At 64.8% G+C, this 26,046-nt stretch carries 20 protein-coding genes; 7 read left to right on the forward strand and 13 right to left on the reverse strand.

What is annotated here, in order from left to right:
• Positions 1-145: 145 nt before the first annotated feature.
• From AC1DTQ_RS18010 to AC1DTQ_RS18060, 11 genes are all read right to left on the reverse strand, one after another.
• Entirely contained in the window at positions 146-1,612 is a 1,467-nt protein-coding gene (locus AC1DTQ_RS18010) for a J domain-containing protein (protein ID WP_477851360.1), read from the reverse strand.
• 3 nt (positions 1,613-1,615) lie between these two features.
• Positions 1,616-2,332 carry a J domain-containing protein gene (locus tag AC1DTQ_RS18015; RefSeq protein WP_477851362.1) on the reverse strand — a complete coding sequence of 239 codons (717 nt, stop codon included), beginning with the start codon at positions 2,330-2,332 and terminating at the stop codon, positions 1,616-1,618.
• The gene (locus AC1DTQ_RS18020) at positions 2,329-4,023 is read right to left on the reverse strand and encodes an Hsp70 family protein (RefSeq protein ID WP_477851363.1); all 1,695 of its coding nucleotides are present in this window, start codon (positions 4,021-4,023) and stop codon (positions 2,329-2,331) included. Before AC1DTQ_RS18020 ends, AC1DTQ_RS18015 begins: the two co-directional genes overlap by 4 nt.
• A gap of 88 nt (positions 4,024-4,111) precedes the next feature.
• The gene (locus tag AC1DTQ_RS18025; protein ID WP_477851364.1) at positions 4,112-4,858 is read right to left on the reverse strand and encodes an SDR family oxidoreductase; all 747 of its coding nucleotides are present in this window, start codon (positions 4,856-4,858) and stop codon (positions 4,112-4,114) included.
• 4 nt (positions 4,859-4,862) lie between these two features.
• Positions 4,863-6,470 carry a carboxyl transferase domain-containing protein gene (locus AC1DTQ_RS18030; RefSeq protein WP_477851365.1) on the reverse strand — a complete coding sequence of 536 codons (1,608 nt, stop codon included), beginning with the start codon at positions 6,468-6,470 and terminating at the stop codon, positions 4,863-4,865.
• A 123-nt stretch (positions 6,471-6,593) separates the two neighbouring features.
• Positions 6,594-6,950: a hypothetical protein gene (locus AC1DTQ_RS18035; RefSeq protein ID WP_477851366.1), complete on the reverse strand. Its 357-nt coding sequence runs from the start codon at positions 6,948-6,950 to the stop codon at positions 6,594-6,596.
• Positions 6,951-7,115: 165 nt separating this feature from the next.
• Entirely contained in the window at positions 7,116-7,457 is a 342-nt protein-coding gene (locus tag AC1DTQ_RS18040) for a hypothetical protein (protein WP_477851367.1), read from the reverse strand.
• A gap of 139 nt (positions 7,458-7,596) precedes the next feature.
• Positions 7,597-8,772: a thiolase family protein gene (locus tag AC1DTQ_RS18045; protein ID WP_477851368.1), complete on the reverse strand. Its 1,176-nt coding sequence runs from the start codon at positions 8,770-8,772 to the stop codon at positions 7,597-7,599.
• Between the two features lie 174 nt (positions 8,773-8,946).
• Positions 8,947-11,745, reverse strand: a complete 2,799-nt coding sequence (locus tag AC1DTQ_RS18050; RefSeq protein WP_477851369.1) for a S8 family serine peptidase — start codon at positions 11,743-11,745, stop codon at positions 8,947-8,949.
• Positions 11,746-12,140: 395 nt separating this feature from the next.
• Positions 12,141-13,328: an acyl-CoA dehydrogenase family protein gene (locus tag AC1DTQ_RS18055; protein ID WP_477851371.1), complete on the reverse strand. Its 1,188-nt coding sequence runs from the start codon at positions 13,326-13,328 to the stop codon at positions 12,141-12,143.
• Between the two features lie 36 nt (positions 13,329-13,364).
• Complete coding sequence (locus AC1DTQ_RS18060) at positions 13,365-14,465, reverse strand: Glu/Leu/Phe/Val family dehydrogenase (protein WP_477851372.1); 1,101 nt, start codon at positions 14,463-14,465, stop codon at positions 13,365-13,367.
• 409 nt (positions 14,466-14,874) lie between these two features.
• Between AC1DTQ_RS18060 and AC1DTQ_RS18065 the strand changes: the two genes are divergently transcribed.
• From AC1DTQ_RS18065 to AC1DTQ_RS18075, 3 genes are all read left to right on the forward strand, one after another.
• A complete protein-coding gene (locus AC1DTQ_RS18065) occupies positions 14,875-15,474 on the forward strand; it encodes a TetR/AcrR family transcriptional regulator (protein ID WP_477851373.1) in 600 nt (199 codons plus the stop codon).
• A 50-nt stretch (positions 15,475-15,524) separates the two neighbouring features.
• Positions 15,525-16,466 (forward strand): alpha/beta hydrolase, encoded by a 942-nt coding sequence (locus AC1DTQ_RS18070; RefSeq protein ID WP_477851375.1) that lies wholly within the window; start codon positions 15,525-15,527, stop codon positions 16,464-16,466.
• A gap of 119 nt (positions 16,467-16,585) precedes the next feature.
• Entirely contained in the window at positions 16,586-20,086 is a 3,501-nt protein-coding gene (locus AC1DTQ_RS18075) for a methylmalonyl-CoA mutase family protein (RefSeq protein WP_477851376.1), read from the forward strand.
• A gap of 119 nt (positions 20,087-20,205) precedes the next feature.
• Here AC1DTQ_RS18075 and AC1DTQ_RS18080 read toward each other — a convergent pair whose 3' ends face one another.
• Both AC1DTQ_RS18080 and AC1DTQ_RS18085 read right to left on the reverse strand, forming a co-directional pair.
• A complete protein-coding gene (locus AC1DTQ_RS18080) occupies positions 20,206-21,219 on the reverse strand; it encodes a hypothetical protein (protein ID WP_477851377.1) in 1,014 nt (337 codons plus the stop codon).
• Between the two features lie 97 nt (positions 21,220-21,316).
• Positions 21,317-22,600: a S8 family serine peptidase gene (locus AC1DTQ_RS18085; RefSeq protein WP_477851378.1), complete on the reverse strand. Its 1,284-nt coding sequence runs from the start codon at positions 22,598-22,600 to the stop codon at positions 21,317-21,319.
• 124 nt (positions 22,601-22,724) lie between these two features.
• Between AC1DTQ_RS18085 and AC1DTQ_RS18090 the strand changes: the two genes are divergently transcribed.
• The 4 genes from AC1DTQ_RS18090 (at position 22,725) to AC1DTQ_RS18105 (ending at position 26,011) form a co-directional block, all read left to right on the forward strand.
• Positions 22,725-23,252: an RNA polymerase sigma factor gene (locus tag AC1DTQ_RS18090; RefSeq protein ID WP_477851380.1), complete on the forward strand. Its 528-nt coding sequence runs from the start codon at positions 22,725-22,727 to the stop codon at positions 23,250-23,252.
• A complete protein-coding gene (locus AC1DTQ_RS18095) occupies positions 23,249-23,986 on the forward strand; it encodes a zf-HC2 domain-containing protein (RefSeq protein ID WP_477851381.1) in 738 nt (245 codons plus the stop codon). Before AC1DTQ_RS18090 ends, AC1DTQ_RS18095 begins: the two co-directional genes overlap by 4 nt.
• 188 nt (positions 23,987-24,174) lie before the next feature.
• Positions 24,175-25,407: a vanadium-dependent haloperoxidase gene (locus AC1DTQ_RS18100; RefSeq protein ID WP_477851382.1), complete on the forward strand. Its 1,233-nt coding sequence runs from the start codon at positions 24,175-24,177 to the stop codon at positions 25,405-25,407.
• A 64-nt stretch (positions 25,408-25,471) separates the two neighbouring features.
• Positions 25,472-26,011 (forward strand): DUF2058 domain-containing protein, encoded by a 540-nt coding sequence (locus tag AC1DTQ_RS18105; RefSeq protein WP_477851384.1) that lies wholly within the window; start codon positions 25,472-25,474, stop codon positions 26,009-26,011.
• The last annotated feature ends 35 nt before the right edge of the window (positions 26,012-26,046 follow it).

The following is a 26,046-nucleotide window of genomic DNA, read 5'->3' on the forward strand; positions in this document are numbered from 1 at the left end:
AGCAATGTACGGGGGATTGCAGACTATCGCGATCCGATGACGGTTTTGCTGTGATCACGCTCACCAAAACACTAATGAAATCCAATAGTTGTTAAGCATTCTCCAAGTCCGACAACGTGTCGGCAGGGCTGGGAGCCGGTGCCGGTCAGGCCGGACTGCCCCCGACGAAGGCCAAAATCGCCACACCGACCAAGTTGCAACCCAGCAGCCATCCCAGCCAAGCAGGTCCCCTGCGGGCCAAGAAAAGCGCAATGCGCTTGCTGCGAGCATGCAGCAGGTCCTGCAGGACCAGCGATGCCATCACCAAGGCTACGGTCAGTGCCCATTTCCATTCCAGATCCAGCGAAAGAGGGGCCACAATCGTCCCCCACAAGATCGCACCGGACACTGCGGTCGCAATCCCCAGCCACAGAACGGCAACCCCACGCCCGGCCAGCCAAAGCAAGATCGCCAGGCCGAGTAGGGGCAGCAATGCCAATGGCCAGAAAGGCAGCGCTATTGCAGAAGCGACGGCAAGCATCGCCGCCAGCTGGATGTGCCGATCCCATTCGAGGCGTAGGGCTGTCCAGCGATCGAGCCGGATCAGTCCGACCAGCCCTGCCGCATAGATCAGCCAGGCTGCGGTGAAGATACCGAGCGACTTGAAGAACACGGTCACCTCGGACAAGGGGCCAGCGGCGAAGTTGGCCAATAACGAAGCGATCAGCGCATAGACGGGAATGCGCAGCGCGGCCACGGCAAGGCGGGGACGGGCCAACTGGCGCTTGTCGGCGGACTGATACCAGAAGCGAATCGCAGCGGCGTCGAAGCGCGCGTGGGCTTGCACCGAGTCCAGCTGCAGGAAAAGTTCGGCCAGAGACTTCAGCCTGCCCGGAAATTGGGGCAGCAACATCAACAGCACGCGCCGCCACCGCGAGAAGGGGCCTTCCAGTTCACGCATCAGGACTCGCTCACCCCAGGGCAAGTGCCAGGAGCGACGATTTCGCCAGTTGCGTTCGAACGCGTCTGCGGCCTCGCTGCGTTGCATGGCCCGGAAAACCTCGTCGGCGATCGGTCCCCGGGACAATTGATCGAGGGCGAAAAACTCCAGTGCAACCTGCATCGAAGGCGGGTTGGCCGGGCGTTCCATACCGGCCAGGAACTGCGCCATCCAGGGTCGCAAGGACTGTTTCAGCGGCAGCGAGTAGAAGGCTTCCAGCGAATGCAGCCATCGATCCAGCGCACGGGGGTCGTCGGCCAGCAGCCGCGGGCTGAATTGTTCGATGAAGCTGGAAAGGTCGAAGTCCAAAGCTGGGGATCGATTGACGGCCGGCAACGGATCTGCAGGCAAGAAGCCGGCCGACGTATCTTCTGGGAATTCCGCCTGCTCCAAAGCCGTCTCAGGCGGCGGTTCGGTCTCGCTGTCGGCCAATGTCTCCGCTTGGCTTACGCCATCGCCGTCGTACTGACGGCGTCGAACCCAGAGCAGGCACTGGTTATAGGTCTCCTGCAACTGTTGGAAAGCGACAGGGTCGCCGTCGGGTCTGTTGGCTTTCAACAGACGCGCATAGGCGCGCTTGACCTCGGCTTCGGTCGCGCCGTCCTGCAATCCTAAACGTGCGAAGACTGTCATCGGTCAGGTGTGAAGGCAGCCGCGGCCGAAAATCATGAACATGAAGAAGAGCCAGAGCGCTGTTCTCAGCCAGATCGGATCGTACGCATCTTCAGAAATGCGCGGCCTGCCTTCGGGTTGGAATTGCAGGCTGGCCCAAGGCTGATAGGCCTGCAAGGACCGTTCCCGAAGCTCCTCGACGTCCTCGGACAACCAGCCGAACTCGCGATTGACCATGCCGATGCCGAAGAACGAAAACAGCGATTCAAGAATTTCCGGAGGCACTGGCGGACGTTGCAAGAGGTCGTCGACGAGCCCAGGCGTGATCGACCTTTTCAATGAGAGCGAATACAGGGCCGGCTGTTGCCGGAGCCAGGTATCGACGTCTGCCTCCGGATTGTCGAGTAGAGCATGCAATCCATCGAGAAACGCCGGCAGATCGAACGATCCGGGTGCGAGCTCGTGCGCTGGATCCGCCTGCGGATCGTCCGGGTCCTGCGCCATGCTGACGCTGCTCGTTGATGGCTGCACGAAGCCGATGACCGACGGATCGGTGATCTCGTCCGTCATGAGCGACTGCTGCGCCCGGATGGACAGCGCCGCAACATAGGCTTCGTGCAACGCCTGGAATTCCTGCGGATGTTCGTCCGGGCGCGTTTGCTTGATCCCACGCGCGTACGCGCGCTTTATCTCTGCTTCGCTGGCGTCGGCCGGCACGCCCAGGGTATTGAACGGATTCACCAGCGACGGCTCTCCAACTCATCGAGCGCACGGGTCAGTTCTCCTCGATGCCGCGCAATCTGGGCTAGGTCTTGGCTTTCAAGGATGCCCATAAAGTTCGCCAACCATTCGTGCACCGTCTGGCGCAGATCCAGGTTTTCCTCGTAGACGCGCTCGGTCCTAGCGATGACGGCCAGGTTGGCCTGGTCTTCGCGGGGATGGATCTTTAGCGACTGTAGCTGGGCCAGGCGTTCGCGGATTTCTTCCTTAGTCAACACGCCCGGCGTACCCTCCAGGATCAATTCCTGCCGTTCGCCAGTGGCGAGCAACTTGGTCTCGACCTGCAACACTCCATTGACGTCGTAGGTAAAGCGGACTTCGATCGAATTGTTCTCGCGCTTCTGATTGCGCGGCAGGGTCACGTGGATGTTGCCGAGCAACACATTATTGACCGTGCGCGGGCTTTCGCCCTGGAAGATTTCCAGGTCCACCACGTTTTGCCCGTCCTGCAAGGGTGCGAAGACTTCGACGCGGCTAACCGGGACAGTGGTGTTGCGTTCAATCAGCGGACTGAAATAGCCGGTCGTCACGCGACCATGCTCGTCGGTGCGGCCGGTACCAATACCCAGCGTGTAAGGGCATACGTCGGTAAGGACGATCTCTTCCAGTGCATGGTTCCGGGACTTCATCCCCGCGACGATAGAGGCGCCCAAGGCAATCGCCTGGTCGGGATTTACGTGGCGCAACGGCAGCCGTCCCAACATGCGGGTAGCCAGCCGCGTGAACACGGGCATACGCGATGCACCACCGACCATGACGACTTCTTGCAGTTGCTCCGGTGCCAAGTGCGCATCGCGCAGCGCCCGTTCTATGGGCTGGCGGAGTCGCTGTACCAGCGGATCCGCCAGATTCTGGAAGCGCGCCTCGTCCATTTCCCATTCGTACTCTTTTTCGGACACATTGAATTTCAGCCCCGCGCGTTCCCGGTTGCTCAGCTGCTGCTTCAATATCTCCATGCGACCCTGCAATTGCGCCAGTTCCTGGCGCGAGAGGGCTTCGCGTTTGAGCTTGTGGTCGTTGCAACAGGCAGACACCAGCAGATTGAGGAAATCCTCGCCGCCCAAGTGATTGTCGCCTGCGCTGGCATGCACTTGGATGACACCGTCGAATATCTCGAGAATCGAAACGTCGAAGGTTCCGCCGCCCAAGTCCAGGACGATGAATGTCGAGCCGTCGACCCGCTCCTGCAACCCGTAAGCGACAGCCGCCGCCGTGGGTTCATTGATCAGGCGCTCAACGCGGATGCCCGCCAATTCGCCGGCCGCGCGGGTCGCCTTGCGTTGCGCATCGCCGAAGTAGGCCGGCACGCTGATGACGGCCTCGGTGACGTCCTGGCCGAGCTGGTTGCGCGCATCGTCCAGCAGCGAACGCAGCACTAGCGCGGAAAGCTCCTCCGGACGGTACTGCCGTCCGCCCAACCTGGTTTCCCGCTGCGTGCCCATCCATCGCTTGAAGGTGGCGACGCTGTTTTCCGGATGACTGAGCAGACGCTCGTGGGCGACCCGGCCGACCATGAGCCGGCCATCTTCGTCCACGCTGACCGCCGACGGCGTCAGTAGCTCACCCAGTGCATTTGGTATCAGTCGCGGCCCGTCCTGCTCATAGACACCCACCAGTGAATGGGTGGTCCCCAAATCTATTCCAACAATCATCCTGCCCCCCGGCAACGCGTGCAGGTGCAAAGTTTACATGCGGAACACGCCGAAACTCGCCGGCGCACCGGACACTTTGGCGTCTGGGTCAGCGACCGCCCGCAATGTCGATGAACGCGCCTGTGGTGTACGAAGCCTCGTCCGACAGCAGCCACAGGATTGCGTGCGCGACTTCCTCGGCAGTGCCGCCCCGCTTCAGCGGCACGTAGGCTTTCACTCGTTCGATCCGGTCCGGTTCGCCACCGCTGGCGTGCATGTCGGTGTCGATGAAGCCCGGACGCACTGCATTGACGCGGATGCCCTGGTCGGCGACCTCTGCGGCTAATCCTCGGGTGAAGCTGTCGATAGCCCCCTTGCTCGCTGCGTAGTCCACGTACTCATGCGGCGACCCGGTGCGCGCGGCCAGCGAAGACACGTTGACGATGGCGCCGCCTTCGCCACCCTGGCGGCTGGACATGCGCTTGATGGCCTCGCGGGCGCACAGGAAACTGCCGAAGACATTGGTGGCGAATACGCGCTGCCAGCGTGATATTCCCATCGCCTCGATCGGCATTTGCCTTTCCAGGATGCCGGCGTTGTTGACCAGTGCGGTGAGCGGTCCGAGCTCCTGGTCGATGGTGGCGTATAGCCGCAGGACATCGGTCTCGATCGATATATCCGCGCCCACGGCGATGGACTGCCCCCCTAAACCGCGAATGGTGCCGACGATGGCCTCGGCCGCGTCTCGGTTCTTCAGGTAATTCACGCAGACCGCGTAGCCGCGTTGCGCGGCCAGCAGCGCAGTCGCTGCGCCGATGCCACGTCCAGCGCCGGTAACCAGGGCTACGGGTCTCATCCGCCTACATCCGGAACACGCCGAACTTCGCCGGCTCTATCGGCGCGTTCAACGAGGCGGAGATCGCCAGCCCCAGCACGCGGCGCGTATCGGCCGGATCGATGATGCCGTCATCCCACAGGCGCGCGGTCGCGTACCAGGGACTGCCCTGAGATTCGTACTGTTCGCGGATCGGCGCCTTGAACGCTTCTTCTTCCTCGCCGCTCCATTCTTTGCCCGCGGCCTCGATGCCGTCGCGCTTGACCGTGGCCAGCACGCTGGCGGCCTGTTCGCCGCCCATCACGCTGATGCGCGCGTTGGGCCACATCCACAAGAAGCGAGCGCCGTAGGCGCGGCCGCACATGGCGTAGTTGCCAGCGCCGAAGCTGCCGCCGATCACCACCGTGAACTTGGGCACCGACGAGCAAGCCACGGCAGTGACCATCTTGGCCCCGTCCTTGGCGATGCCTGCGTTCTCGTACTTCTTGCCGACCATGAAGCCGGTGATGTTCTGCAGGAACACCAGCGGGATGCCGCGCTGGTTGCACAGTTCGATGAAGTGCGCGCCCTTCAGCGCGCTTTCTGCGAACAGGATGCCGTTGTTGGCGATGATGCCGACCGGGTAACCGTGCAGGTGGGCGAAGCCGGCGATCAGGGTCTTGCCGTAGCGCGCCTTGAACTCGTCGAAACGCGAACCGTCGACGATGCGCGCGATCACTTCGCGGATGTCGAACGGACGCCGGGTGTCCTTCGGCACGATGCCATAGAGCTCCTGCGCTGCGAACAACGGTTCCTGCGATTCGCGCACGGCCAGCGGAAGGACTTTGCGGCGGTTGAGGTTGCCGACCAGATTGCGCGCGATCTGCAGCGCGTCGCGGTCGTCTTCGGCGAAATGGTCGGCCACACCGGACACGCTGGTGTGCACGTCTGCACCGCCGAGCGCTTCGGCGTCTACCACCTCGCCGGTCGCGGCCTTCACCAGCGGCGGACCGCCCAGGAAGATGGTGCCCTGTTCCTTGACGATGATGCTTTCGTCGCACATCGCCGGCACGTAGGCGCCGCCGGCGGTGCAACTACCCATGACCACGGCGATCTGGGGGATGTTTTCGGCGCTGAGGCGGGCCTGGTTGTAGAAAATGCGGCCGAAATGCTCGCGGTCCGGAAACACCTCGTCCTGCAGGGGAAGAAAGGCCCCGCCGGAGTCGACCAGGTAGAGGCAGGGCAGGCGGTTCTCGCGTGCGATTTCTTGCGCGCGCAGATGCTTCTTCACCGTCATCGGAAAATAAGTGCCGCCTTTTACCGTGGCATCGTTGGCCACGACGACCACTTCCAGGCCCTGCACCCGGCCGATGCCGGCGACCATGCCGGCGCCCGGCGCCGCATCGTCGTACATGCCTTCGGCAGCGAGCGGAGCTATCTCCAGGAAAGGAGAACCCGGGTCGAGCAGGGCGGTGATGCGGTCGCGCGCCAACAGTTTGCCGCGTTCGGTGTGCTTGTTGCGGGCCTTCGCACCGCCGCCGTCGGCCGCGCGAGCAAGGCGACGGTCCAGTTCTTCCACCAAGGCACGGTGGTAGGCGACGTTCTCGGCGAATTCGGTGGAACGCGGATCGAGTTGCGAAGTCAGTACCGACATGCCGTCGACGCCTGCTGAAGGAATGCACAAGGATACAACCCGTCCCCAGCAAACCCCCAGACGCGACAAGGCCCGCAGAAGCGGGCCTTGTCGGTCTGGCGGTCGTTGGCCGAAGCCAGCGGATTACTTCTTGGCGGCTTCTTCGGCCTTGTCGGCGACTTCAGCGGCCTTGTCGGCGGTGGCCTGCGCAGCGTCGGAGACCGCGTCAGCGGTCTTCGCCGTCGCTTCCTGCGCCGCGTTTTCGGTGGCTTCGGCAGCCGAGCTGGTGGCGGCGGCGGCATCGGTCGCAGCAGCGGCGGTCGCATCGGCAGCGGCGTTGGCGGCATCGCCAGCGGCGGTCGCGGCTTGGCCGGCTTCAGTGGCGGCCTGGTCGGCAGCGGCAGCAGCGTCGTTCGCGGCGGCGTCGGTCGATTCGCTCTTCTTGCAGGCGCTCAGGGCCAGAACGGAAGCGGCGAGCAGGACGATGAACTTGGTCTTCATGGGTTATCTCCGGAGGTGGATGGGGGTAAGTTGATGAGAGCAACAGATCGGCAATGCAGGCGGAGTCTGGTGAGCCATCCCCTCGGCCTGTTACTGAAAAAGGCCACCGGTATGCACCGGTGGCCTTTCGCATTTTACGCTAGCTTGAAGCTATACCTTTCGGTATTACTTCTTGGCTTCTTCGGTAGCGTCCTTAGCCTGCTCGGCAGTGTCCTTAGCAGCTTCGGCCGTGTCGGCAGCAGCGTCGGCGGCAGCGGCGGTCGGAGCAGCGGCGGCGTCGGTAGCGGCAGTGGCAGCAGCGTCCGCAGCCTGAGCGGCGGCGTCAGCGGAGGTCTGGGCGGCATCGGCCGTGGCAGCGCCGGTAGCGGCGGCGGCGTCAGCAGCAGCCTGGGCTTCGGTAGCCGTGGCAGCAGCGTCGGTCGCGGCGTCAGCAGCCTGCTCTTTGTTCGAGCAAGCAGCCAGGGCCAGGCCCAGAGCCAGCGCGATCAGCGTCTTGTTGATGGTCATTTGTGAATTTCCTCGTCGTTTAGTTGGCAACGCGCTATTGCGCGCCGGTGACATGATGACAATCCGGATTGGGCTGTCAAGCGGTTGCGCAGTTATTTTTGTCAACGCTTCGTTAAACGTATCACAACACCTTGTTTTCTCACAATACCTCGATTGCGATAGCGGTCGCTTCGCCACCGCCGATACACAGCGAGGCGATACCGCGCTTGCCGCCCCGGTTGCGCAGCGCATGGATCAGGGTGACTACCAGCCGGGCGCCCGAAGCGCCGATTGGATGGCCCAGAGCGGTGGCGCCGCCGTTGACGTTGACCTTGGAATGGGGGATGCCCAGCTCCTTGATCGGCGTCATAGCCACCACTGCGAAGGCTTCGTTGATTTCGAACAGGTCCACGTCGTCGACGGTCCAACCCACCTGCTTCAGCAGCTTTTCGATGGCTCCGACCGGCGCGGTAGTGAACCACTGCGGCTCCTGGGAGAAGGTGCTGTGGCCGACGATGCGTGCCAGCGGGGCGATGCCGCGCTTGGCTGCCTCTTCGGCGCTCAGCAGCACGGTGGCCGCCGCGCCGTCGGAAATGCTGGAGGAACTGGCCGCGGTAACCGTGCCGTTCTTGTTGAAGGCGGGCTTCAGGGTCGGGATCTTGCTGATGTCGGACTTGCCGGGTTGCTCGTCAGTAGCGAACTCGACTTCGCCTTTGCGGGTGGTGACCTTGACCGGGACGATTTCGTCATCGAACGCGCCGGACTTCTGCGCAGCCTGGGCGCGCGTCGCCGACTCGATGCTGTAGGCATCCTGCTGCTCGCGAGTGAACCCATGCTTTTCCGCAGTGGCGTCGGCGAATACGCCCATGGCCTGACCGTCGTAGGGATTGACCAATCCGTCCCAGGACATATGGTCCACCGCTTGGAAGTTGCCGAAGCGGTTGCCGGTGCGCGAGTTGGGGATCATGTGCGGGGCGTTGGTCATCGATTCCATGCCGCCGGCGACCACCACCGTGGCCGAACCCGCCTTGATCAGATCGTGGCCCAGCATGATCGCTTTCATGCCCGAACCGCAGACCTTGTTGATGGTGGTGCAGCCGGTGGACGTCGGCAGGCCGGCGGCCAGCGAGGCCTGGCGAGCGGGCGCCTGACCCAGGTTGGCCGGCAGCACGCAGCCCATGATCACTTCGGAGACATCGGCAGCGGGCACGCCGGATTGCTCAAGCGCGGCCTTGATCGCAGTGGCGCCCAAGGTAGGCGTAGGTACGCCGGTGAACTGACCAAGGAAGGAACCTATCGCGGTGCGCTTGGCGGCGGCGATGACGATGTCGGACATGGGGGAACTCCATATGTTGTTGCTGCGGCACTACCGCGGTATCCGTGGATTATGAAGGAAGCGGCGTTATACGGCACGGTTACCCTGGTCTGGGGATGTCGCTGTTTTGGCGGTGCCGCCCAAAAAAAGGGCCCGGATTGCTCCGGGCCCAGTCGTTAAGCTTTGCTTCCCCGGTTACTGGTAGCTGCCGGTGAGGGTCGCGCCTGAATACGCGGCGAAACCTTCGATGCGCACGTAATAAGTGCCAGCCCGCGCAGGCAGCGTGCAGGACTCGTTGTTCGAGCCGCCGGCGGACACGCAGTCGAACGAGGTGGTCGGTGCCTCGCCCCACTTCACGAACAGGTCGGCATCGCCGGTGCCGCCCTGTAAGACGAAGCTGACGCTGGTGGCGCCCGCGGGGACCACCAGGTTGTAGTAGCTGTTGCTACCGGCGGCGCCCGCGACCGCGAGGGGCACACCATTCGCCAACGTCGTCGAAGGCGGCGGCGGCGGCGGTACCCGCACGGCGATCGGCATGTGCAGGGTGGGCAAGGACTGGTTGCCGTTGGCCGAGTTGTGCGGTGCGATCACCAGCGATCCGTAGCGGTAACTGCCGTCGGCCGCCTGTGCCGCGTTGTTGATGACGACCAGGATCTGCCGCGACTCGCCGGGCTTGAGCAACAGGGCCGCCGACCCGGCGGAACCGTTGACGCTGCCGTTGACGCCTTGCAGTGTCAGCTTCCACTGGTGTTTGTACGGCAGCGTGTTGCGCACGGTACGGACGAAACTGCAGGTCCCTTGGCAGTTGGCCTTTTCGAAGCTGGCCAGGTTCAGGGTGGACGGATCGCCACCGATCGTCGGATTGGCTGCCAGATAGTTCGCCTTGGTCTCATTGAGCACCAAGCCCGCACGTGCGGCGCGGTCGACCTGAAGCCGGCCGGAGCCGGCGGCATGCGCATTGGCCGGTGTGGTCTGGTCTTCCAGCAGCACGCTCTCGTTGGCCGTCATCTTCAGCGCGGACTGGATCTCCGGCACCGTCCACGACGGATGCAGCTGTCGCATCAGGGCCGCCGCGCCTGCGGTGTGCGGCGAGGCCATAGAGGTGCCGCTGAGGGTGGTCGTCAGGTTCTCGAAGCCGGTGAGCGTGGTGCCGGCATAGGCCGCCAGCACATCGACACCCGGTGCGCTGAGGTCGGGTTTCAGCATGTCGAATCCGCCCGGGCCGCGCGAACTGAAGTCGGCAAGCGCGTCGATGGCATTGGGCGCCACGTTGATGGCCGCGGTGGCGCCGCCGTTGGCTTGGGCAAAATCGCGAAGGGCATTGCCGATGGCCTGGGTCACGCCGAACGCCGGGATTGTGGTTCCGGGAACGCTGGGGCTGATACCGCCCGTTGTGTTGTTCGCGAGCACCACCACCAGCGCGCCTGCGGCGGCCGCATTGTTGGTCTTGATCGAGAACGAGCAGGTGCCTCGGCGGATCACCGCGATCGCATTCTGGAACTGACCGGCGGCATAGGCAGCGCAGCCGTCGTTGGCGGCATTGATCAAGGGGCTGATGATCAGCGGAGTCGTTGCGGGCAACGGTGCCTGCAGGCCAACGCCACCGGAGCCCGGGCTGAGCAAGACTCGCTGCAGGTTCGCTGGCGGGGCGCCGGGGCCGCTGACGGCAAGCACCGAGGTGAACCCGCCAAGGCGATGGCGTGTGGCGGCAGACGAGGTGACCCAGGGCTGCACGTTGCCGAGGGTGGCCGCGCCCGGTCCGGAGTTACCGGCCGAAGCAGCGACGAACACACCGGCATCGGTGGCATTGAGGAACGCTAGCGATACGGCTTCCGACCACGGCGATGCGCCGCCGCCGATCGAGAAGTTGATGACGTCGACGCCATCTGCGATGGCCTGGTTCACTGCCGCCGCTGAGGACACATTGGGGCAGGAACCCTGGCCAGTGGAGATGGTGGTGTAGCAGACGTCGTAGGCGATCAGATTGGCGCGGGGTGCCATGCCGGAAATCGTGACCTGGCTTCCGTTGAACACCGTGGGACGACTGTTGCCGGCAGCGGTCGAGGCGGTGTGGCTGCCGTGACCGTTGGTATCGCCGAAGCCGGGTTCTTCGCGCAGGCCGGTGACGCCACAAGCGTTCGCCGGTGCGCCAACACCGCAGATGAAGTCGTAACCACCGATCAGCTTGTCGTTGCAGCGACCGGCATCCACGCCACCGGGGGCGCAGGTGCCTAGGTAGTTGCCCGAGCCGTTCGGATTGGTGTGCACATAGCCGTCTACCGGATCCGTCGCGGCGAACGATGGGCTGCCGAAATTGATGCCGGTATCGATGATTCCGACCACCACGCCTTCGCCGCGGGTGCGGTCCGGGCCGTCGCCCAGCGGCAAGGAAACGCCATTCCAAACCGTGGTCGCACCAATCAGCGGCGGGCTGACATCGGTATCCAGCGCATATTCGCGATAGGCTTCGACCAGTTGCACTTCGGGCAGCCGGCTGATGGCCTCGGCCTCCAGCGGCGACATCGAGGTGACGATCGCGTTGAGCGCGTGCTGCATGCGCTGGGTCACCTTCACCTGACGGCCCAACGCCTGGTCGATACGGCCCTCATAGCCGCGCTGTTTGTCTTCCAAATGTTTCACGTAGGCGCGCGCCTGCGGACCGGCGACGTCGATTCGGCCACGCCCGTTGCCCTTGCGGGCGGGTTTGGCGATGCCGGCGACGTTGCCTTGATAGGTGGCCAGGGGCGCGTCGCGGAACACGACGATGTGCGTCTGTTGCCGGTCGTCTACCGCGGTCAAAGCCGCATCGCTGCTTCCGCTCGTGTTACCCGCAGCGGTTGCGGAGAAGCCCGTGCCGCCGTCGAATCCGTCAGAAGTAGAAGACGTGCCGAATGTGCCGCCCGAGAGGGAGGCCGCCGCCCAAGCGGCGAGACAAGCCAGTCCGGTCAACGCGGTCGCCAAGGCGATGCGCTTTTTACGTAAAGAGAGGGACATCTTCATTCCTTGAGTGTCGGCCCATCAGCTCGGGGGAGCCTTAGGCGTTGAGGGAAAGTTCTGTCTTGCGCGAGTGCGTAACTTTAGAAACAAGCCGCAGGCCGAAATTGTGACGGGCGGCACGTAAAACGATGTCATGGAACGGGGGCTGAATCCAGCCGCGTTGCAACATGTTTCGTTCAGCTTCGTCCTAAATGTGATCGGCACGCACGCCGGGTGCTCGGCTGACTATGCGGCATGCCGCGTAAGCAGGTCAGCCTCGGTCCGGCCTAGCGAAGCACGCCGGGCGCTCGGTTGATCCGCGCGGCATGCCGCGTAAGCAGGTCAACCTCAGTCCGGCCCGGCGAAGCACGCCGGGCGCTCGGCTAACCCGCGCGGCATGCCGCGCAAGCGGGTTAGCCTCGCCCATCGAACAGTTCGCGGCCTATTAGCATGCGGCGGATCTCGTTGGTGCCGGCGCCGATGGCATACAGCTTGGCATCGCGCAGCAGACGTCCGGTGGGGTATTCGTTGATGTAGCCGTTGCCGCCTAGCGCCTGGATGGCTTCCAGCGCCACCTGCACGCAGGCTTCCGACGCATGCAGCAGACAGCCGGCGGCCGCGGCGCGCGACTGGTGACCAGCGTCGTAATCGCGTCCCACCTGATAGGCGAAGGCCCTGCTGGATTGCAGGGCGGTATACATGTCGGCGATCTTGCCCTGCATCAGGCCGAAGGTGCCGATGGCGGCGTCGAACTGCTTGCGTTCGCGCACGTAGGGCAGGGCGGCATCCAGCGCCGCTTGCATCAGCCCCAATGGGCCGCCGCTGATTACCAGGCGCTCGGTATTGAGGCCGGCCATCAACACTTTGACTCCATTGTTCACTTCGCCCAGCACGTTTTCAGCGGGGATCTCGCAGTCCTCGAACACCAGTTCGCAGGTGTTGCTGCCGCGCATGCCCAGCTTGTCCAACTTCTGCGCGGTGCGGAAACCTTTCATGCTTTTTTCGACGATGAAGGCGGTGACGCACTTGGAACCGCATTCCTTGCCGGCGGTGCGCATGTATACGACCAGCACATCGGCCTCTGGGCCGTTGGTGATCCACATCTTGCTGCCGTTGGCGACCCAGACGTCGCCGCGGCCCGCAGTTGAACGAAGCTCGGCGCGGCAACTCATCGAACCGACCACGTCCGAACCGGCGCCCGGCTCGCTCATCGCCAGCGCGCCTTTCCACTCGCCGCTGCACAGCTTGGGCAGATACCGCTGACGCTGCGCTTCGGTGCCGTTGGCGTACAGATTGGACACGCACAAGTTGGAGTGAGCGACATAGCTCAACCCGACCGAGCCGGAGGCGCGCGAAATCTCTTCCATCGCCACCAGATGCGCTAGGTAGCCCATGTCGGTGCCGCCGTATTCTCCCGGCACGGTCAGGCCCAGCAACCCCAGTTCGCCCAGCTTGGGCCACAGGTCCTGCGGAAAAATGTTGTCGTGATCGATCGCTTCGGCGCGCGGCGCGATCTCGCTGTCGGCGAAGCGGCGTACCGCCTCGCGCAGGGCGTCGATCTCTTCGCCTAGCGGAAAAGCGTGGATTGAAACGGGTCGCATTCGGTCCTCCCTCCTTTTGCGGCCGGCGTGGCGAGATTAGTGCTCGCCGCGCAGGTGTCCCATGAAACGGGGTGCGGTACGTCCCAGCGGCAGCTTCAGTTTGCCGATCGAGGCGATGCGCGCCTCGGCGATGCGGTCTGCGGCGTACTGCGGCGCGATGCCTTCGCGTTCGGACAGCTCGAAGATGCTGCCGACGTTGTGGTAGATGTTGCGCATCAGGCGCATCGCGCGTTCGCGGTTGTAGCCGTCGATCTCCAGCGACACGTTCATCACCCCGCCGGCGTTCACCGCGTAGTCCGGCGCATACAGGATGCCGCGCTTGGCGGCTTCGTTGCCGGTGAGGTGCGACATCTGGTTATTGGCAGTGCCGCAGATGATCTTGGCCTTGAGGCGCGGCAGGGTTTCGGCGTTGATCGCGTATTCCATGGCGCAGGGCGAGAACACGTCTACCGGCAGGTCGTAGATCTCGTCGGGCTTGACCGCCTCGGCGCCGTATTCTTCGACCGCGCGTTCCACCAGCGCGGAATTCAGGTCGGCCACGAAGAGTTTGGCGCCGCGTTCCTTCAACAGCTTCAGGAACTCCATGCCGATGTGGCCCAGGCCCTGCACGGCATAGCTGTACTTGCCGATTTCCTCGTTGCCGAACTTCTTGTTCAAGGTCGCCATCAAGCCCTGCAACGCGCCATAAGCGGTGAACGGAGCCGGATCGCCGGAACCGCCATGCACCTGGTGCACGCCGACCACGTACTCGGTCTCTCGGTACACGTTTTCCATGTCGTTGACGTCGGTGCCCATGTCTTCGGCAGTGATGTAGCGCCCGCCCAGCGAATCGACGTAGCGGCCGAAGCCGCGGAATGCGGTCTCGGTCTTGTCCTTGGCCGGGTCGCCGATCAGGATTGCCTTGCCGCCGCCGACATTCAGGCCAGCCAACGCGTTCTTATAGGTCATGGTGCGGCTGAGCCGCAGCGCATCGGTCAGCGCGGCCTGGGTGTCGGCGTAAGGACGCATGCGCACGCCGCCCAGCGCAGGACCCAACACGGTGCTATGGATGGCGATGATCGCCTTCAGTCCCGCGTCCTTGTTGTTGCAGAACACCACCTGTTCGTGGCCGGATATATCAAGGGTTTCGAAAATCATGGGGAGGGCTCCGAATTGCGCTGCCGGTTGGCTGCTGCAAGTTGCCAGGAACTGTGCCTAAAGGATTGACTGGAAACAAAAAAGCGACGTTGCCGAAAGCGGGCAAGGGCGTCGCATGCGCACAGTCTAATCCAATCGTCGCGACAGGGCCGTCAGCAGCTGGGCGCAGAAGGCTGGCTTCTTGCAAGGCGGCGATGCGTCGCTTCCGGTGGCGGAGAAGGTGGTCGTGTATGTACGCGCGGGGTTTTTGCTTTGCCCCCTTTGGCAAAGGGGGGCTACGGGGGATTTGCTCTTGATCTTGCTTCAAAGCAAGAGCAAATCCCCCTCAATCCCTCTTTGCCAAAGGGGAGGCAAAGTCCGCCGACCAACGGCATTGAATAACACGAACGGTCGTGCTATTTATTGCGCCATGACTCCTGTTGCCACCACTTCCAAGGGCACCGCCACCCGTGAGCTGATCGTCGAGCGCGCCTTCGGCATCGCTCGGCGTAACGGGTTGGAAGGCCTGTCCATCGGCGAGCTGGCCACCGCGGTCGGCATGTCCAAGAGTGGGGTATTCGCCCATTTCGGTTCCCGCGAGGACCTGCAGCTCAGCGTGCTGGAATGGACCGCACAGCGTTTCACCGAAACCGTAGTGCGTCCCGCACTGGCGCAGCCGCGTGGTTTGCAGCGTCTGCGTGCCATCGTTTCGGGCTGGTTCGACTGGGTGCTGGCCAGCGAGGAGGGCTGCGTGATCCTGGCCGCTGCCGGCGAATACGACGGCCGCCCGGGCCCGATGCGCGACCGGATCGTGGGCTGGCTGAGCCAGTGGGATGCTCAGCTGACCAAGGCGGTGACCCACTGCATCGAATCCGGCGAGCTAGCCGCCGATACCGATCCCCAACTCATGGCCTTCGAACTGGCGGCGCTGGTCGATGGCATGCACAACACCCGCCTGCACGACCCAGCCCGCGCCGAAGCCCTGGCGCGGCGCTCGTTCGAACGTCTGATCCGCTCTTACTCCCCCTAAGCCACTACTCCCACAATCCATCCCGACTGAAACCTACGGAGGGCATCGTCATGGCTGCCATCGCTAAATCTGGAAATAGCACGATCGTTCTAAAATCGCTGGTGACATCGTTACGTTTCGCGGTGATGCGCGCCGGTTTCGCTATCGGTGGATGGCTGATGCCCAAGGCGACCCTGCATCGCGCGTTCGGCTTGTTCGGCACGCCCATGCCGGGTGCACGGGAGCGGGCGTTGGCCGCCGACACTCTGGGCGCACGCATCGAGTTGTTGGAGCACGGCGAGCACCGTGTCGCCACCTATCTATGGGGCGATCCCACGCGTCAGCCGCTGGTATTGCTGGCGCATGGCTGGTCCAGCTTCGGCCTGCGTTTCGCGCCCTGGGTGCGCGCGCTGCGCCAAGCAGGCTACGCGGTGGTTACCTTCGATCAACTCGCCCATGGCCGCAGTAGCGGCCGCCGCGCCACGTTGCCTTCCTTCGCCGAAACTCTGTTCCAGGTCGCCAAGCACTATGGGTCGCTGGCCGCGGTAGTCGGCCATTCGCTAGGCGGCGCGGCCACCATGCTCGCGCTGTCCAAAGGTATGCAAGCCGAGCGCACCGTGCTGATCGCGCCGGCTGCCGATCCCATGGCCGCCGCCGACCGTTTCGGCCGCGCGGTGGGGCTGGCGCAATCGCTGCGCGATCATCTTTTCGACGAGTGGGAGAAGCGTTTCCAAATCCCGGTCGCCGGCTTGCAGGTGCACGTCAATGCGCCTTTCATCGCGCGTCCGGCCTTGGTCGTGCACGACCTCGAAGACCGTGAAGTGCCGTGGGCGGAAGGCGAGCGCTATGCGCGCTACTGGCCGCAGGCCCGTCTGCTCACCACCACTGGGCTGGGGCACCACCGCATTGCCGCGGAACCGCAAGTGATCGCCGAAGCCTTGCGTTTCCTCCAGGGCGAAACCATCGGCGAACGCGTCGTCTCCTCTCCTAATCTGCCGTTCGGCATCGCCTGACCCTCCTAGCAGGCGATGCATACGGGTGGGCATGGAGGCCCACCCACCTTTAATCGCATAGGGAGATAACGCTGCGACGGCTACAATCGGCGCTTGTTCAAATGCACGTGAGGGCGCGCATGAGCACGCCGGCTTCGAATCTTCCCGCCACGCAGAGCGATAACACGCCGCTGCGCTTCGTCACCGCCGCCAGCCTGTTCGACGGGCATGACGCGGCGATCAACATCATGCGCCGCCTGATCCAGGGGCAGGGCGCCGAAGTGGTCCACCTGGGCCATAACCGCAGCGTCGAGGACGTCGTGCGCGCGGCCTTGCAGGAAGATGCCGACGCCATCGCCTTGTCGTCCTACCAGGGCGGGCATGTCGAATATTTCAAGTACATGGTCGACATGCTGGCCGAGCGCGGCGCCTCGCATATCCGCGTATTCGGCGGCGGCGGCGGCACCATCACTCCCGAGGAAATCCGCGAGTTGCAGTCCTACGGCGTGGAGCGCATCTACCACCCCAACGACGGCATGAAGATGGGACTAGTGGAGATGATCGAGGACGTGGTGGAACGCGCCACCCATCATCGCCTGCCCACCGACAAGCCTGCGCACATCGCCATCGACGACGAGATTTCCATCGGCCGCATGCTCAGCGCCATCGAGGAAGGCGCGCTGGACGACTCCGAACTCGCACGCCTGCGCAAGCAGTGGCAGCTGGCCGGCAGCAAGACGCCCGTGGTCGGCATCACCGGCACCGGCGGCGCCGGCAAGTCATCGGTCACCGACGAATTGTTGAACCGCTTCCTGGCCAGCTTTCCGCAGATGCGCATCGCGGTGATCTCGGTCGATCCCACTCGCCGCCGCACCGGTGGCGCGTTGCTGGGCGACCGCATCCGCATGAACTCGCTGCGCAGCCACCGCGTGTACATGCGTTCCATGGCCACGCGCCGCCAGCATGCGGCCACTAATACGGTTTTGAAGGACTGCATAGGTTTCCTCAAGGGCCTGGGCTACGACCTGGTCATCGTCGAGACCGCGGGCATCGGCCAGAGCGATTCGGAAATCGTCGACCTGGTCGACTTCCCCATGTACGTGATGACCAGCGAATACGGTGCGGCCAGCCAGTTGGAGAAGATCGACATGCTCGACTTCGCCGAGCTCATCGTGCTCAACAAATACGACAAGCGCGGCGCCGAAGACGCCCTGCGCGACGTGCGCAAGCAATGGAAGCGCAACCGCGTCGCGTTCCAGACCGCCGACGAAGACGTGCCCGCGTATCCCACCATCGCCAGCCAGTTCAACGATCCCGGCATCAGCTGGATGTTCGTCAACTTGTGCCGCCTGCTGCGCGAAAAACTCTCGCTGCCCGCGCAGAAGTGGACGCCGCAGCTGGACACCTCGCTGAAGGAGCCGCGCGCCACCGTGCTGATTCCGGGCGCGCGCGTGCGTTACCTGGCCGAGATCGCCGAGCAGGGCCGGGCCCTCAACCACACCATCGAGAAACAGGCCGAAACCGCCAGCCGCGCCCAGCACTACTGGGAATCGCTGCGCGATATCGACGATGCGAAACTGCCGAAGGCACTGGATCTTTTCGCCGCGGACGACCTGACCGGCGGCGGCGACCGATCACTGCTGACCCTCCGCCAGCGCTACCAAGATGCCGTCCAATCCCTCACCAACGAAAACCTCAAGCTCCTGCGCGAATGGCCGCAGCGTCTGAAGTCGATCACCGACGAACACTTCACCTACGAAGTGCGCGGCAAGGCCGTCACCGGCGAGAACTATCGCCAATCGCTCAGCCATCAGCCCATCCCCAAGATCGCCGCGCCCACTTATAAATCCTGGGGCGAATTGCTGACCTTCCTGGGCAAGGAAAACCTGCCGGGCAGCTATCCCTACACCGGCGGCGTGTATCCGTACCGTCGCACCGGCGAAGACCCCATCCGCATGTTCGCCGGCGAAGGTACGCCGGAGCGAACCAACCGCCGCTTCCACTATCTGTCGGTCGGCCAGCCCGCCGCGCGTCTGTCCACCGCTTTCGACAGCGTGACGCTGTACGGCGAAGATCCCGCGCCGCGCCCGGACATCTACGGCAAGATCGGCAACTCCGGCGTCAACATTCCCACCCTGGACGACATGAAGAAGCTGTACTCCGGCTTCGACCTGTGTTCGCCTACCACCTCGGTGTCGATGACCATCAACGGCCCGGCGCCGATGATCCTGGCCATGTTCATGAATACCGCCATCGACCAGCAGGTCGAGCGCTATCTGAAGGAAGATCCACAGCGCTGGGCCGAGGCGCAGAAGACCATCGACAAGCTGTTCGAAGGCCGCCGCCGTCCGCAGTACCACGGCGAACTGCCGCCCACCAATAACGGTCTGGGTCTGGGTTTGCTTGGCGTCACCGGCGAACAGGTGGTCGATGCCGACACCTATGCGCGGATCAAGGCGCAGACGCTCAAGACCGTGCGCGGCACGGTGCAGGCCGACATCCTGAAAGAAGACCAGGCGCAGAACACCTGCATCTTCAGCACTGAGTTCGCCCTGCGCATGATGGGCGATATCCAGCAGTACTTCGTCGACAACGGCGTGCGCAATTTCTATTCGGTGTCCATCTCCGGCTACCACATCGCCGAGGCCGGAGCGAACCCGATCTCGCAACTCGCCTTCACTCTGAGCAACGGTTTCACCATCGTCGAGTACTACCTGGCGCGCGGCATGAAGGTGGACGACTTCGCCGCCAACCTGTCGTTCTTCTTCAGCAACGGCATGGATCCGGAATACACGGTCATCGGCCGCGTCGCCCGCCGCATCTGGGCAAGAGCGATGCGCGAGCGCTACGGCGCCAACGAGCGCAGCCAGATGATGAAGTACCACATCCAGACTTCGGGCCGTTCGCTGCACGCGCAGGAAATCCAGTTCAACGACATCCGCACCACGCTGCAGGCGTTGTACGCGCTATTTGACAACTGCAACTCGCTGCACACCAACGCCTACGACGAAGCCATCACCACGCCGACGGAAGAGAGCGTGCGCCGCGCGGTCGCCATCCAGATGATCATCAACAAAGAACTGGGCCTCAACTTCATCGAGAATCCGTGGCAGGGCAGCTTCGCCGTGGACTACCTGACCGATCTGGTCGAAGAAGCCGTGTACAAGGAGTTCGAGGCCATCAGCGAACGCGGCGGCGTGCTGGGCGCGATGGATACGATGTACCAGCGCGGCAAGATCCAGGAAGAGTCGCTGTACTACGAGCACAAGAAGCACGACGGCAGTCTGCCGCTAGTGGGCGTCAACACCTTCCTGCCGCGCGAGCACGGCGGCGAGGTGACCACCGAGATCGAGCTGATCCGCTCCACCGAGGAAGAAAAGGGTCAGCAAATCGCCAACGTGCTGGGCTGGCAGCAGTCGCGCAACGCGCTGGCGCCGGATGGCGAGACTTCGCACGGGCATGTGGTCGATTCGGAGGACGTGGAAGTTCACGACGGCCACGGTCTAGGCTATCTGCAACAGGCCGCGCGCGACCGCCGCAATGTCTTCGAGGCGCTGGTCGAAGCGGTGAAGACGCACAGCCTGGGGCAGATCAGTCATGCGCTTTACGATGTGGGTGGGGAGTACCGCCGCAATATGTAGCGGCGCAGCGCCGGATGCCGGTGGTGTGTCCAGGCTCTGCGGCAGCGACGCGAGTCGCGGCCGCGGACAGAAAAAAAGCGGGAGCCGATGGGCTCCCGCTTTGTATCGCACTCGATCGCTCAGTCTTCGACCGAGCCCTCGGCCCCTACCGAGCCGGCGGCGCTTGCCGACGCGCCGCGTCGCGACGCGCTAGCGTTCGCATTGGCGTTGGCATTTCCGCTGGTGCGCGCTCGCGGTGCCTGGCGCGGCGGCGGCGCGTCGGTCCGACCTTCCTCACTGTTGCCAGCGTTGCGCTCGCCAGCCGATGGCGAGCCATCCGCAGTGGATCCGCCGGCACCGTGGAGCGCGCCCGTTCCGCGCGCGATCGCGCTGCCTGCAGCGGAGAGTGGCGTAGCGGCCGCGCTGCCGTCGCCGGTGTCGCGCTCATCCGTGCGTCCGCCGTTGGCCATGGCCTGTCCGGCCAGCGATCCGGCGCCCTCTGTCGAGGCCGAGCGTCCAGCGGCGCCGGCAACTCCATTCGCGCTGCCGGCAGCCGAACCCACAGCAGAACCCCGCGCCGCAGCGGCGGCGTTGGACGCCAACTTCGCAGTGTCCTGGGCACGCGCCGTGGCGTCGCCTGCAAGCTGTCCGGCGTTCGGAACAAGACCAGCAGCTTGGCTCCCTGCCGCGCGCGCCTCTTCAGCGCCAGACGCACCGGCGCCGGAGGCCGGTGCGGTGGCAAGACCACCGACCAGGTTGCCACCGATCACTCCCGAGCCCTGTGCCGACCCATTGTCGTCGCCGGCGACGAGGCCGCCTTGCGCCTGCCCATCGGCGGCGCCGGCCGCTTCCGCGTTCAGCCGATCAAGCCGCGCCTGTTCGCGTGCGGCGCGCTTGGCTTCGCGCAGCGCGGCACGCTGTTCGGCTGCGGCTTGGCGGGCGCTGTTGGTGGTATCGCGCAAGGTGCCGCCCAAATCCGCGCCCGTGCCCGCGCCGCCGAGCAGTCCACCTCTGCCCGGGTCGATGCCCACGGCGCCGCCCAGTCCTCCGCCGATGTTGCCGCCGCCGCCCAGCAGCCCTTGCGCATTGGCTCCAGGCGCAGCGGCGGCCAGGAGGGCCGCGAAGACAGCGGCAGTCAGAGTCTTGTTGTTCATCGTCATCTCCATCGCAGCGGACGATCCGCGGCTTCATGGAGTCCTACGAATGCCGGCGCCGGTTTCTTCCTTCGCGGCCGCAGGCTTCACCTTTCGTTCATCGCTGCGACCAGCGCGCCTGTTCGTCGGCCGCCAGCACTCCGTCGCCATAACGGTCGTCGCGGCCCTTCGGACCGGCGTCCAGCGCTTCGCGCTCCAGCATCGCCATGACCGAGGCCGACAAACCCGCGGCAGGTGCGCGGGCCGACTCGGCAGCGCGGCGTGCCACCAGCGGCGCGGCGAAGGAGGTGCCGCGCACGGACTTGAAACCTGCCCCGGCGTTTGCGGCATCGAGGCCGGAACCGGGGGCGGCGAAGTCCACCTGCGGTCCGCGCGCGGCTTCGGGCAGGGTGCGTCCGTGTGCGTCGATGGCAGTCACGCCGATCACGCCCGCGTAGGCAGCAGGGTAGAGCGGCGGTGCGGCGGGTCCGTCGTTGCCGACGGCTGCGACCAGTACATGGCCCCGCCGCAGCATCGAATCCACCAGACGCTCCAGCACGGCATTGGGCGGTCCCACCAGGCTCAGATTGATCACCGCCACCCGCTCGCGCGAAAGCCACGCCAGTGCCTGCGCCAACTCGGTGACGGCGCCGCCGGTGGGCGCGCCGCAATAGATGTCGGCAGCAAAGAGTTCGCTGCGGGTGCCGGCTTGCTGTTGTCGGCCGGCCGTCGCCGGCGCACCGGCCAACAGCGACGCCACGGCCGTGCCATGCGCGTTCGGATGCGCAATACCCCCGCAGCCCCAGGTGCGAACGTCGGTTCCGATTAGGGAAGGATGGGACGCGTCCACGCCGCCGTCGACCAGGCCAACGCGAACTGCAGTTCCTGGCGCGGAGGATCCCGCAGCAGCAACGGCATACGATCCGACCTTCGTTGCCGTGGGTGCGGCATCGGCGCCCAGGTAGATATGGTCGTAATCGTAGTGGCCCGACGGGTCGAGCCGCTGCAGCTTGCTCAGAGCGCTACGCGTGCGCATGCCCTCGGGGACCGCCAGTACCACCAGATGCAGGCCCAGTTCCGACAGTTCGCTCTCGCGTTCGACCGAGAAGCCCGCGTCGCGCGCGCGCGATATCGCCTCCGGCGATGGATCCAGCGCCACTATCCTGCTCCTTACCACCGGTGCGCCGTTGCGGTCGGTATCGAGTTCGCGTCGGTGCTGACGCAGCAGCCGGTCGATATTCACCTGCCGCAGGGTTCCCAAAGTCTGGCCAAGCGGCGCCGTCACGACTTCGCCGACGGGCGAGGGCAGACTTGGTAGGCGCGCGGGCAACAGCTGCGCTGCGGCCGATCCAGGCGCTGCGCAAGCGCAGAGCAGCAGCAATCGGGAAAGTGTCGGCTTCATCTAGGACCTTACGTTCGGGAGCTTCCAATCCATCCCTGGGCCGTGCGGCGCGCATGCTAGCATCCGGCCCGCCCGGCCCCGCGTACGGCGTAAGGGAATAAAACAGCCCTGTGAAACGTATTCCATGAAGTCGAGTGCGATGAAGTCGAATGCGATCGATGCGGAGATGGCGGACGCGCTGTGCGAAATGCTGCCGCGCCTGCGACGCTTCGCGCGCACTCTGGCCCGGCATCCTGCCGACGCCGACGATCTGCTGCAGGTGGCGCTGGAGCGGGTATTGGCGCGGTCTGGTCAGTGGCGCCGCGACACGCGGCTGGACGCGTGGGTGTTCGGCATCATCCGCAACGCCTGGATCGACGAAGTGCGGGCACGCCAGCGCGGACAGAAGATATTCGCGCCGGAAGAACAGGGGGCCCACGTCGGCGAGTCGCCGATCGAGGGACGCGAACTGGCGATGACGGTGCAGGCCGCCATGCAGCAACTACCTGAGGAACAGCGAATGGCCATTGCACTGGTGTTGATCGAAGGGCTTTCGTATCGCGAAGCCGCCGAAGCCCTGGCGGTGCCGATCGGGACGCTCACCAGCCGTTTGGCGCGCGGCCGCGAGGCGCTGCAGGCGCTGCTGGGCGGCGTGGAAGAAACAGGAGCATGAGCGTGGATGCCGAACTGCTGATGGCTTATGTGGATGGCGAGCTGACGCCCGCGCAGGCCGCGCAGGTGGAAGCTGCCATCGCAGCCGATCCGGCGATAGCCGAGGCGGTGGCCCGCCAGTTCGCGCTGCGCCGTTCGCTGGGCGACGCCTATGCGCAGGTGCTGGACGAACCGGTGCCCGAGGCGCTCACGCGGATGCTGCGCCCGTCGCCTGCAGAGTCCGGAAACGTGGTCCCGCTGCCGTCGCGTGCGACGCCGGCGCCGCGGTCGCGATGGGGTGTGCCGCAGTGGGCGGCGATGGCCGCGTCGCTGCTGCTCGGCGTCGCGGTTTCGCAGTGGGTTTCGAAGCCCGATACGGCTCTCCTGTCTGCTGGAGAAGGTGGCGCGCTGGTGGCCGGCGCCGACCTCGCCAGTAGCCTGGAGCGGCAACTGGCCAGCGCCCCGGAACCAGGCGGAGCAGTGGCTGTCGGCCTGACCTTCCGCGATGCGGCGGGCCACTATTGCCGCAGTTTTGCGGTCGAAGGTTCGCAACCGCTGGCGGGGCTGGCCTGTCGCGAGAGCAGCGGCCACTGGAAGGTTCCGGTGGTCGTCGAATCGACCGCGCAAGCCGGGGAGCTGCGCCAGGCGTCCACCGCCCTACCAGCGGCGGTGCTGGCCGAAGCGACCGCCAGGATGAGCGGCGATCCTTTGGATGCTGCCGAGGAGCGCCGGGCCCGCGACGCAGGCTGGCGCTGAGTCCACGAAAGTTTTGTGGACTTCGAAAGAGTCGATGCGGAATGGGAGCGATCGTCTGTCCGCAAGGATCGCGCACATTGGAAGCGGCAATAGATAACGCGACGATGGGCCGGCCAGCACGATGGCCCACTGTCCTGGCATGACCCGCTTCCTCGTTTCCTAAGGCAGGCAATGCCCGGGGTGCGTCCATGAACAGCTTGTCTCGCCTTCACGCTGCGATGTGGCTGGTCCTCGTCGGTTTCGCGGTCAGTCCACAGGTCCGGGCCGACGTGGTGACCGACTGGAACCGCACCGTTACCCAAATCACCGCCGACGCCAAGCTGCCGCCGCCGCTCTCCAATCGCGCCATCGCACTGGTGCAGACCTCCGTCTACCTCGCGACCAATGCCATCACCCATCAGTACGCGCCCAGTGACGTTGCGCTGTCCGCACCTGCGGGCGCCTCGGTGGACGCCGCCGTTGCCGCAGCCAACCGCGCCGTCCTGCTCAAGCTGATGAGCGCGCAGCAGGCCGCCATCGACGCCGCCTACGCCGCCGCATTGGCGAAGATTCCCGAAGGGCAAGCCAAGCGCGATGGCATCGCCGTGGGCGAACAAGCCGCGGCCGCGGTTCTGGCTTCGCGCGCGCAGGATGTCGTTGCGCCGGTCGAAAGCTACCGACCGCTCACCCAGGCCGGCGCCTACGTGCCCACCACGTTGCCGGCGGTGCCGCAGTGGCCGCAGCGCACGCCGTGGCTGATGCGCGAAGCGGCGCAGTTCCGTCCGGGTCCGCCGCCGGCGCTTTCCAGCCAGACTTGGGTGCGCGACTACAACGAAATCAAAGCGGTCGGCGGCAAGACCGGTTCGCGTCGCACCGCCGCGCAAACCGACATGGCGCGCTTCTGGGAAGCCACCCTGCCCATCATCTATTACGGCGTGGTGCGGTCGGTGGCCGACCAGAACGGGCGCGATGTCACTCGCAACGCGCGCCTGCTGATGGCGGTGTCGCAGGCGGTGGACGACGCGCTGATCGCGGTCTTCGATGCCAAGTACCACTACAACTTCTGGCGTCCCATCACCGCCATCCGCAATGGCGACCTGGACGGCAACGACGCGACCGAGCGCGAGGCGTCCTGGGTTCCTTTCATCGACACGCCCCTGCATCCGGAGTATCCGTGCGCGCATTGCATCGTGTCCTCGGCCCTAGGCACGGTGTTGAAGGGGGAGCTGGGCACGGGAGCTGTTCCGGTGCTGGCCACCACCAGCTATACCGCCGACGGCGCCCGTCGCGAATGGACCACCGTCGACGACTTCATCCAGGAAGTCTCCGAGGCGCGCATCTACGACGGCGTGCATTTCCGCAACTCCACCGAGGTGGGCGTGGCGATGGGCAGGCAGATAGGGGCCTTGTCGGTGGCGAAGTATCTGCAGCCCGGGCAATAGATCGGCGCTGCCGTAGACGGCGGTTATCATGACCGCGGTCTCTTCGGTCCACGGTTCCATCTCCATGCGTAACCCCCTGCAAGAACAACTGCTCAAAGCCGGCCTGGTCAAGAAGTCCAAGGTCGCCGAGGTGGCGCGCGAGCAGGCCAAGCAGCGCCACGGCAAGGCGCCGCCCGCGCCCAGCGCGGAGCAGGCCGAGGCCGAACGGTTGCGCCAGGAAAAAGCCGAACGCGACCGCGCCCTGGCCGCCGAGCGCAACGCGCAGACGCGCTTGCACGAACAGCGCGCGCAGGCGCGGCAGATCGTCGAACAGAACAAGCTGAAACTCGTCGGCGAGATCGTCTATGGTTTCACCGACGAAGGCGTCATCAAGAACCTGCTGGTCGACGAAACCGTGCGCAAGCAACTGGCCAGCGGCGCGCTGGTGATCGTCCGCCACGACCCCGGTTATGCGGTGATCCCGCGTGCCGCCGCCGACAAGGTCTACGCCCGCGAGGCGGCGATGGTCGTGCTCGACCACGGCAAGCCAGGCGATCGAAGCGGCGACGGCGCGGACGACGATTACTACAGCCAATTCAAAGTGCCGGACGATTTGATCTGGTAACAGTTGTAGACGCGCGCCCCGCCTTTGTAGGAGCG

The organism is Pseudoxanthomonas sp. P4_B2 (assembly GCF_056402315.1).

Excerpts from the sequence above, each read along its gene's own strand:
- AC1DTQ_RS18100 (WP_477851382.1), top strand. The coding sequence starts at position 24,175 with ATGAACAGCTTGTCTCGCCTTCACGCTGCGATGTGGCTGGTCCTCGTC.
- AC1DTQ_RS18030 (WP_477851365.1), bottom strand. The coding sequence starts at position 6,470 with ATGTCGGTACTGACTTCGCAACTCGATCCGCGTTCCACCGAATTCGCC.
- AC1DTQ_RS18080 (WP_477851377.1), bottom strand. The coding sequence starts at position 21,219 with ATGAACAACAAGACTCTGACTGCCGCTGTCTTCGCGGCCCTCCTGGCC.
- AC1DTQ_RS18095 (WP_477851381.1), top strand. The coding sequence starts at position 23,249 with ATGAGCGTGGATGCCGAACTGCTGATGGCTTATGTGGATGGCGAGCTG.
- AC1DTQ_RS18035 (WP_477851366.1), bottom strand. The coding sequence starts at position 6,950 with ATGAAGACCAAGTTCATCGTCCTGCTCGCCGCTTCCGTTCTGGCCCTG.
- AC1DTQ_RS18085 (WP_477851378.1), bottom strand. The coding sequence starts at position 22,600 with ATGAAGCCGACACTTTCCCGATTGCTGCTGCTCTGCGCTTGCGCAGCG.
- AC1DTQ_RS18105 (WP_477851384.1), top strand. The coding sequence starts at position 25,472 with ATGCGTAACCCCCTGCAAGAACAACTGCTCAAAGCCGGCCTGGTCAAG.
- AC1DTQ_RS18040 (WP_477851367.1), bottom strand. The coding sequence starts at position 7,457 with ATGACCATCAACAAGACGCTGATCGCGCTGGCTCTGGGCCTGGCCCTG.
- AC1DTQ_RS18025 (WP_477851364.1), bottom strand. The coding sequence starts at position 4,858 with ATGAGACCCGTAGCCCTGGTTACCGGCGCTGGACGTGGCATCGGCGCA.
- AC1DTQ_RS18090 (WP_477851380.1), top strand. The coding sequence starts at position 22,725 with ATGAAGTCGAGTGCGATGAAGTCGAATGCGATCGATGCGGAGATGGCG.
- AC1DTQ_RS18055 (WP_477851371.1), bottom strand. The coding sequence starts at position 13,328 with ATGCGACCCGTTTCAATCCACGCTTTTCCGCTAGGCGAAGAGATCGAC.
- AC1DTQ_RS18050 (WP_477851369.1), bottom strand. The coding sequence starts at position 11,745 with ATGTCCCTCTCTTTACGTAAAAAGCGCATCGCCTTGGCGACCGCGTTG.
- AC1DTQ_RS18045 (WP_477851368.1), bottom strand. The coding sequence starts at position 8,772 with ATGTCCGACATCGTCATCGCCGCCGCCAAGCGCACCGCGATAGGTTCC.
- AC1DTQ_RS18070 (WP_477851375.1), top strand. The coding sequence starts at position 15,525 with ATGGCTGCCATCGCTAAATCTGGAAATAGCACGATCGTTCTAAAATCG.
- AC1DTQ_RS18065 (WP_477851373.1), top strand. The coding sequence starts at position 14,875 with ATGACTCCTGTTGCCACCACTTCCAAGGGCACCGCCACCCGTGAGCTG.
- AC1DTQ_RS18020 (WP_477851363.1), bottom strand. The coding sequence starts at position 4,023 with ATGATTGTTGGAATAGATTTGGGGACCACCCATTCACTGGTGGGTGTC.
- AC1DTQ_RS18060 (WP_477851372.1), bottom strand. The coding sequence starts at position 14,465 with ATGATTTTCGAAACCCTTGATATATCCGGCCACGAACAGGTGGTGTTC.
- AC1DTQ_RS18075 (WP_477851376.1), top strand. The coding sequence starts at position 16,586 with ATGAGCACGCCGGCTTCGAATCTTCCCGCCACGCAGAGCGATAACACG.
- AC1DTQ_RS18010 (WP_477851360.1), bottom strand. The coding sequence starts at position 1,612 with ATGACAGTCTTCGCACGTTTAGGATTGCAGGACGGCGCGACCGAAGCC.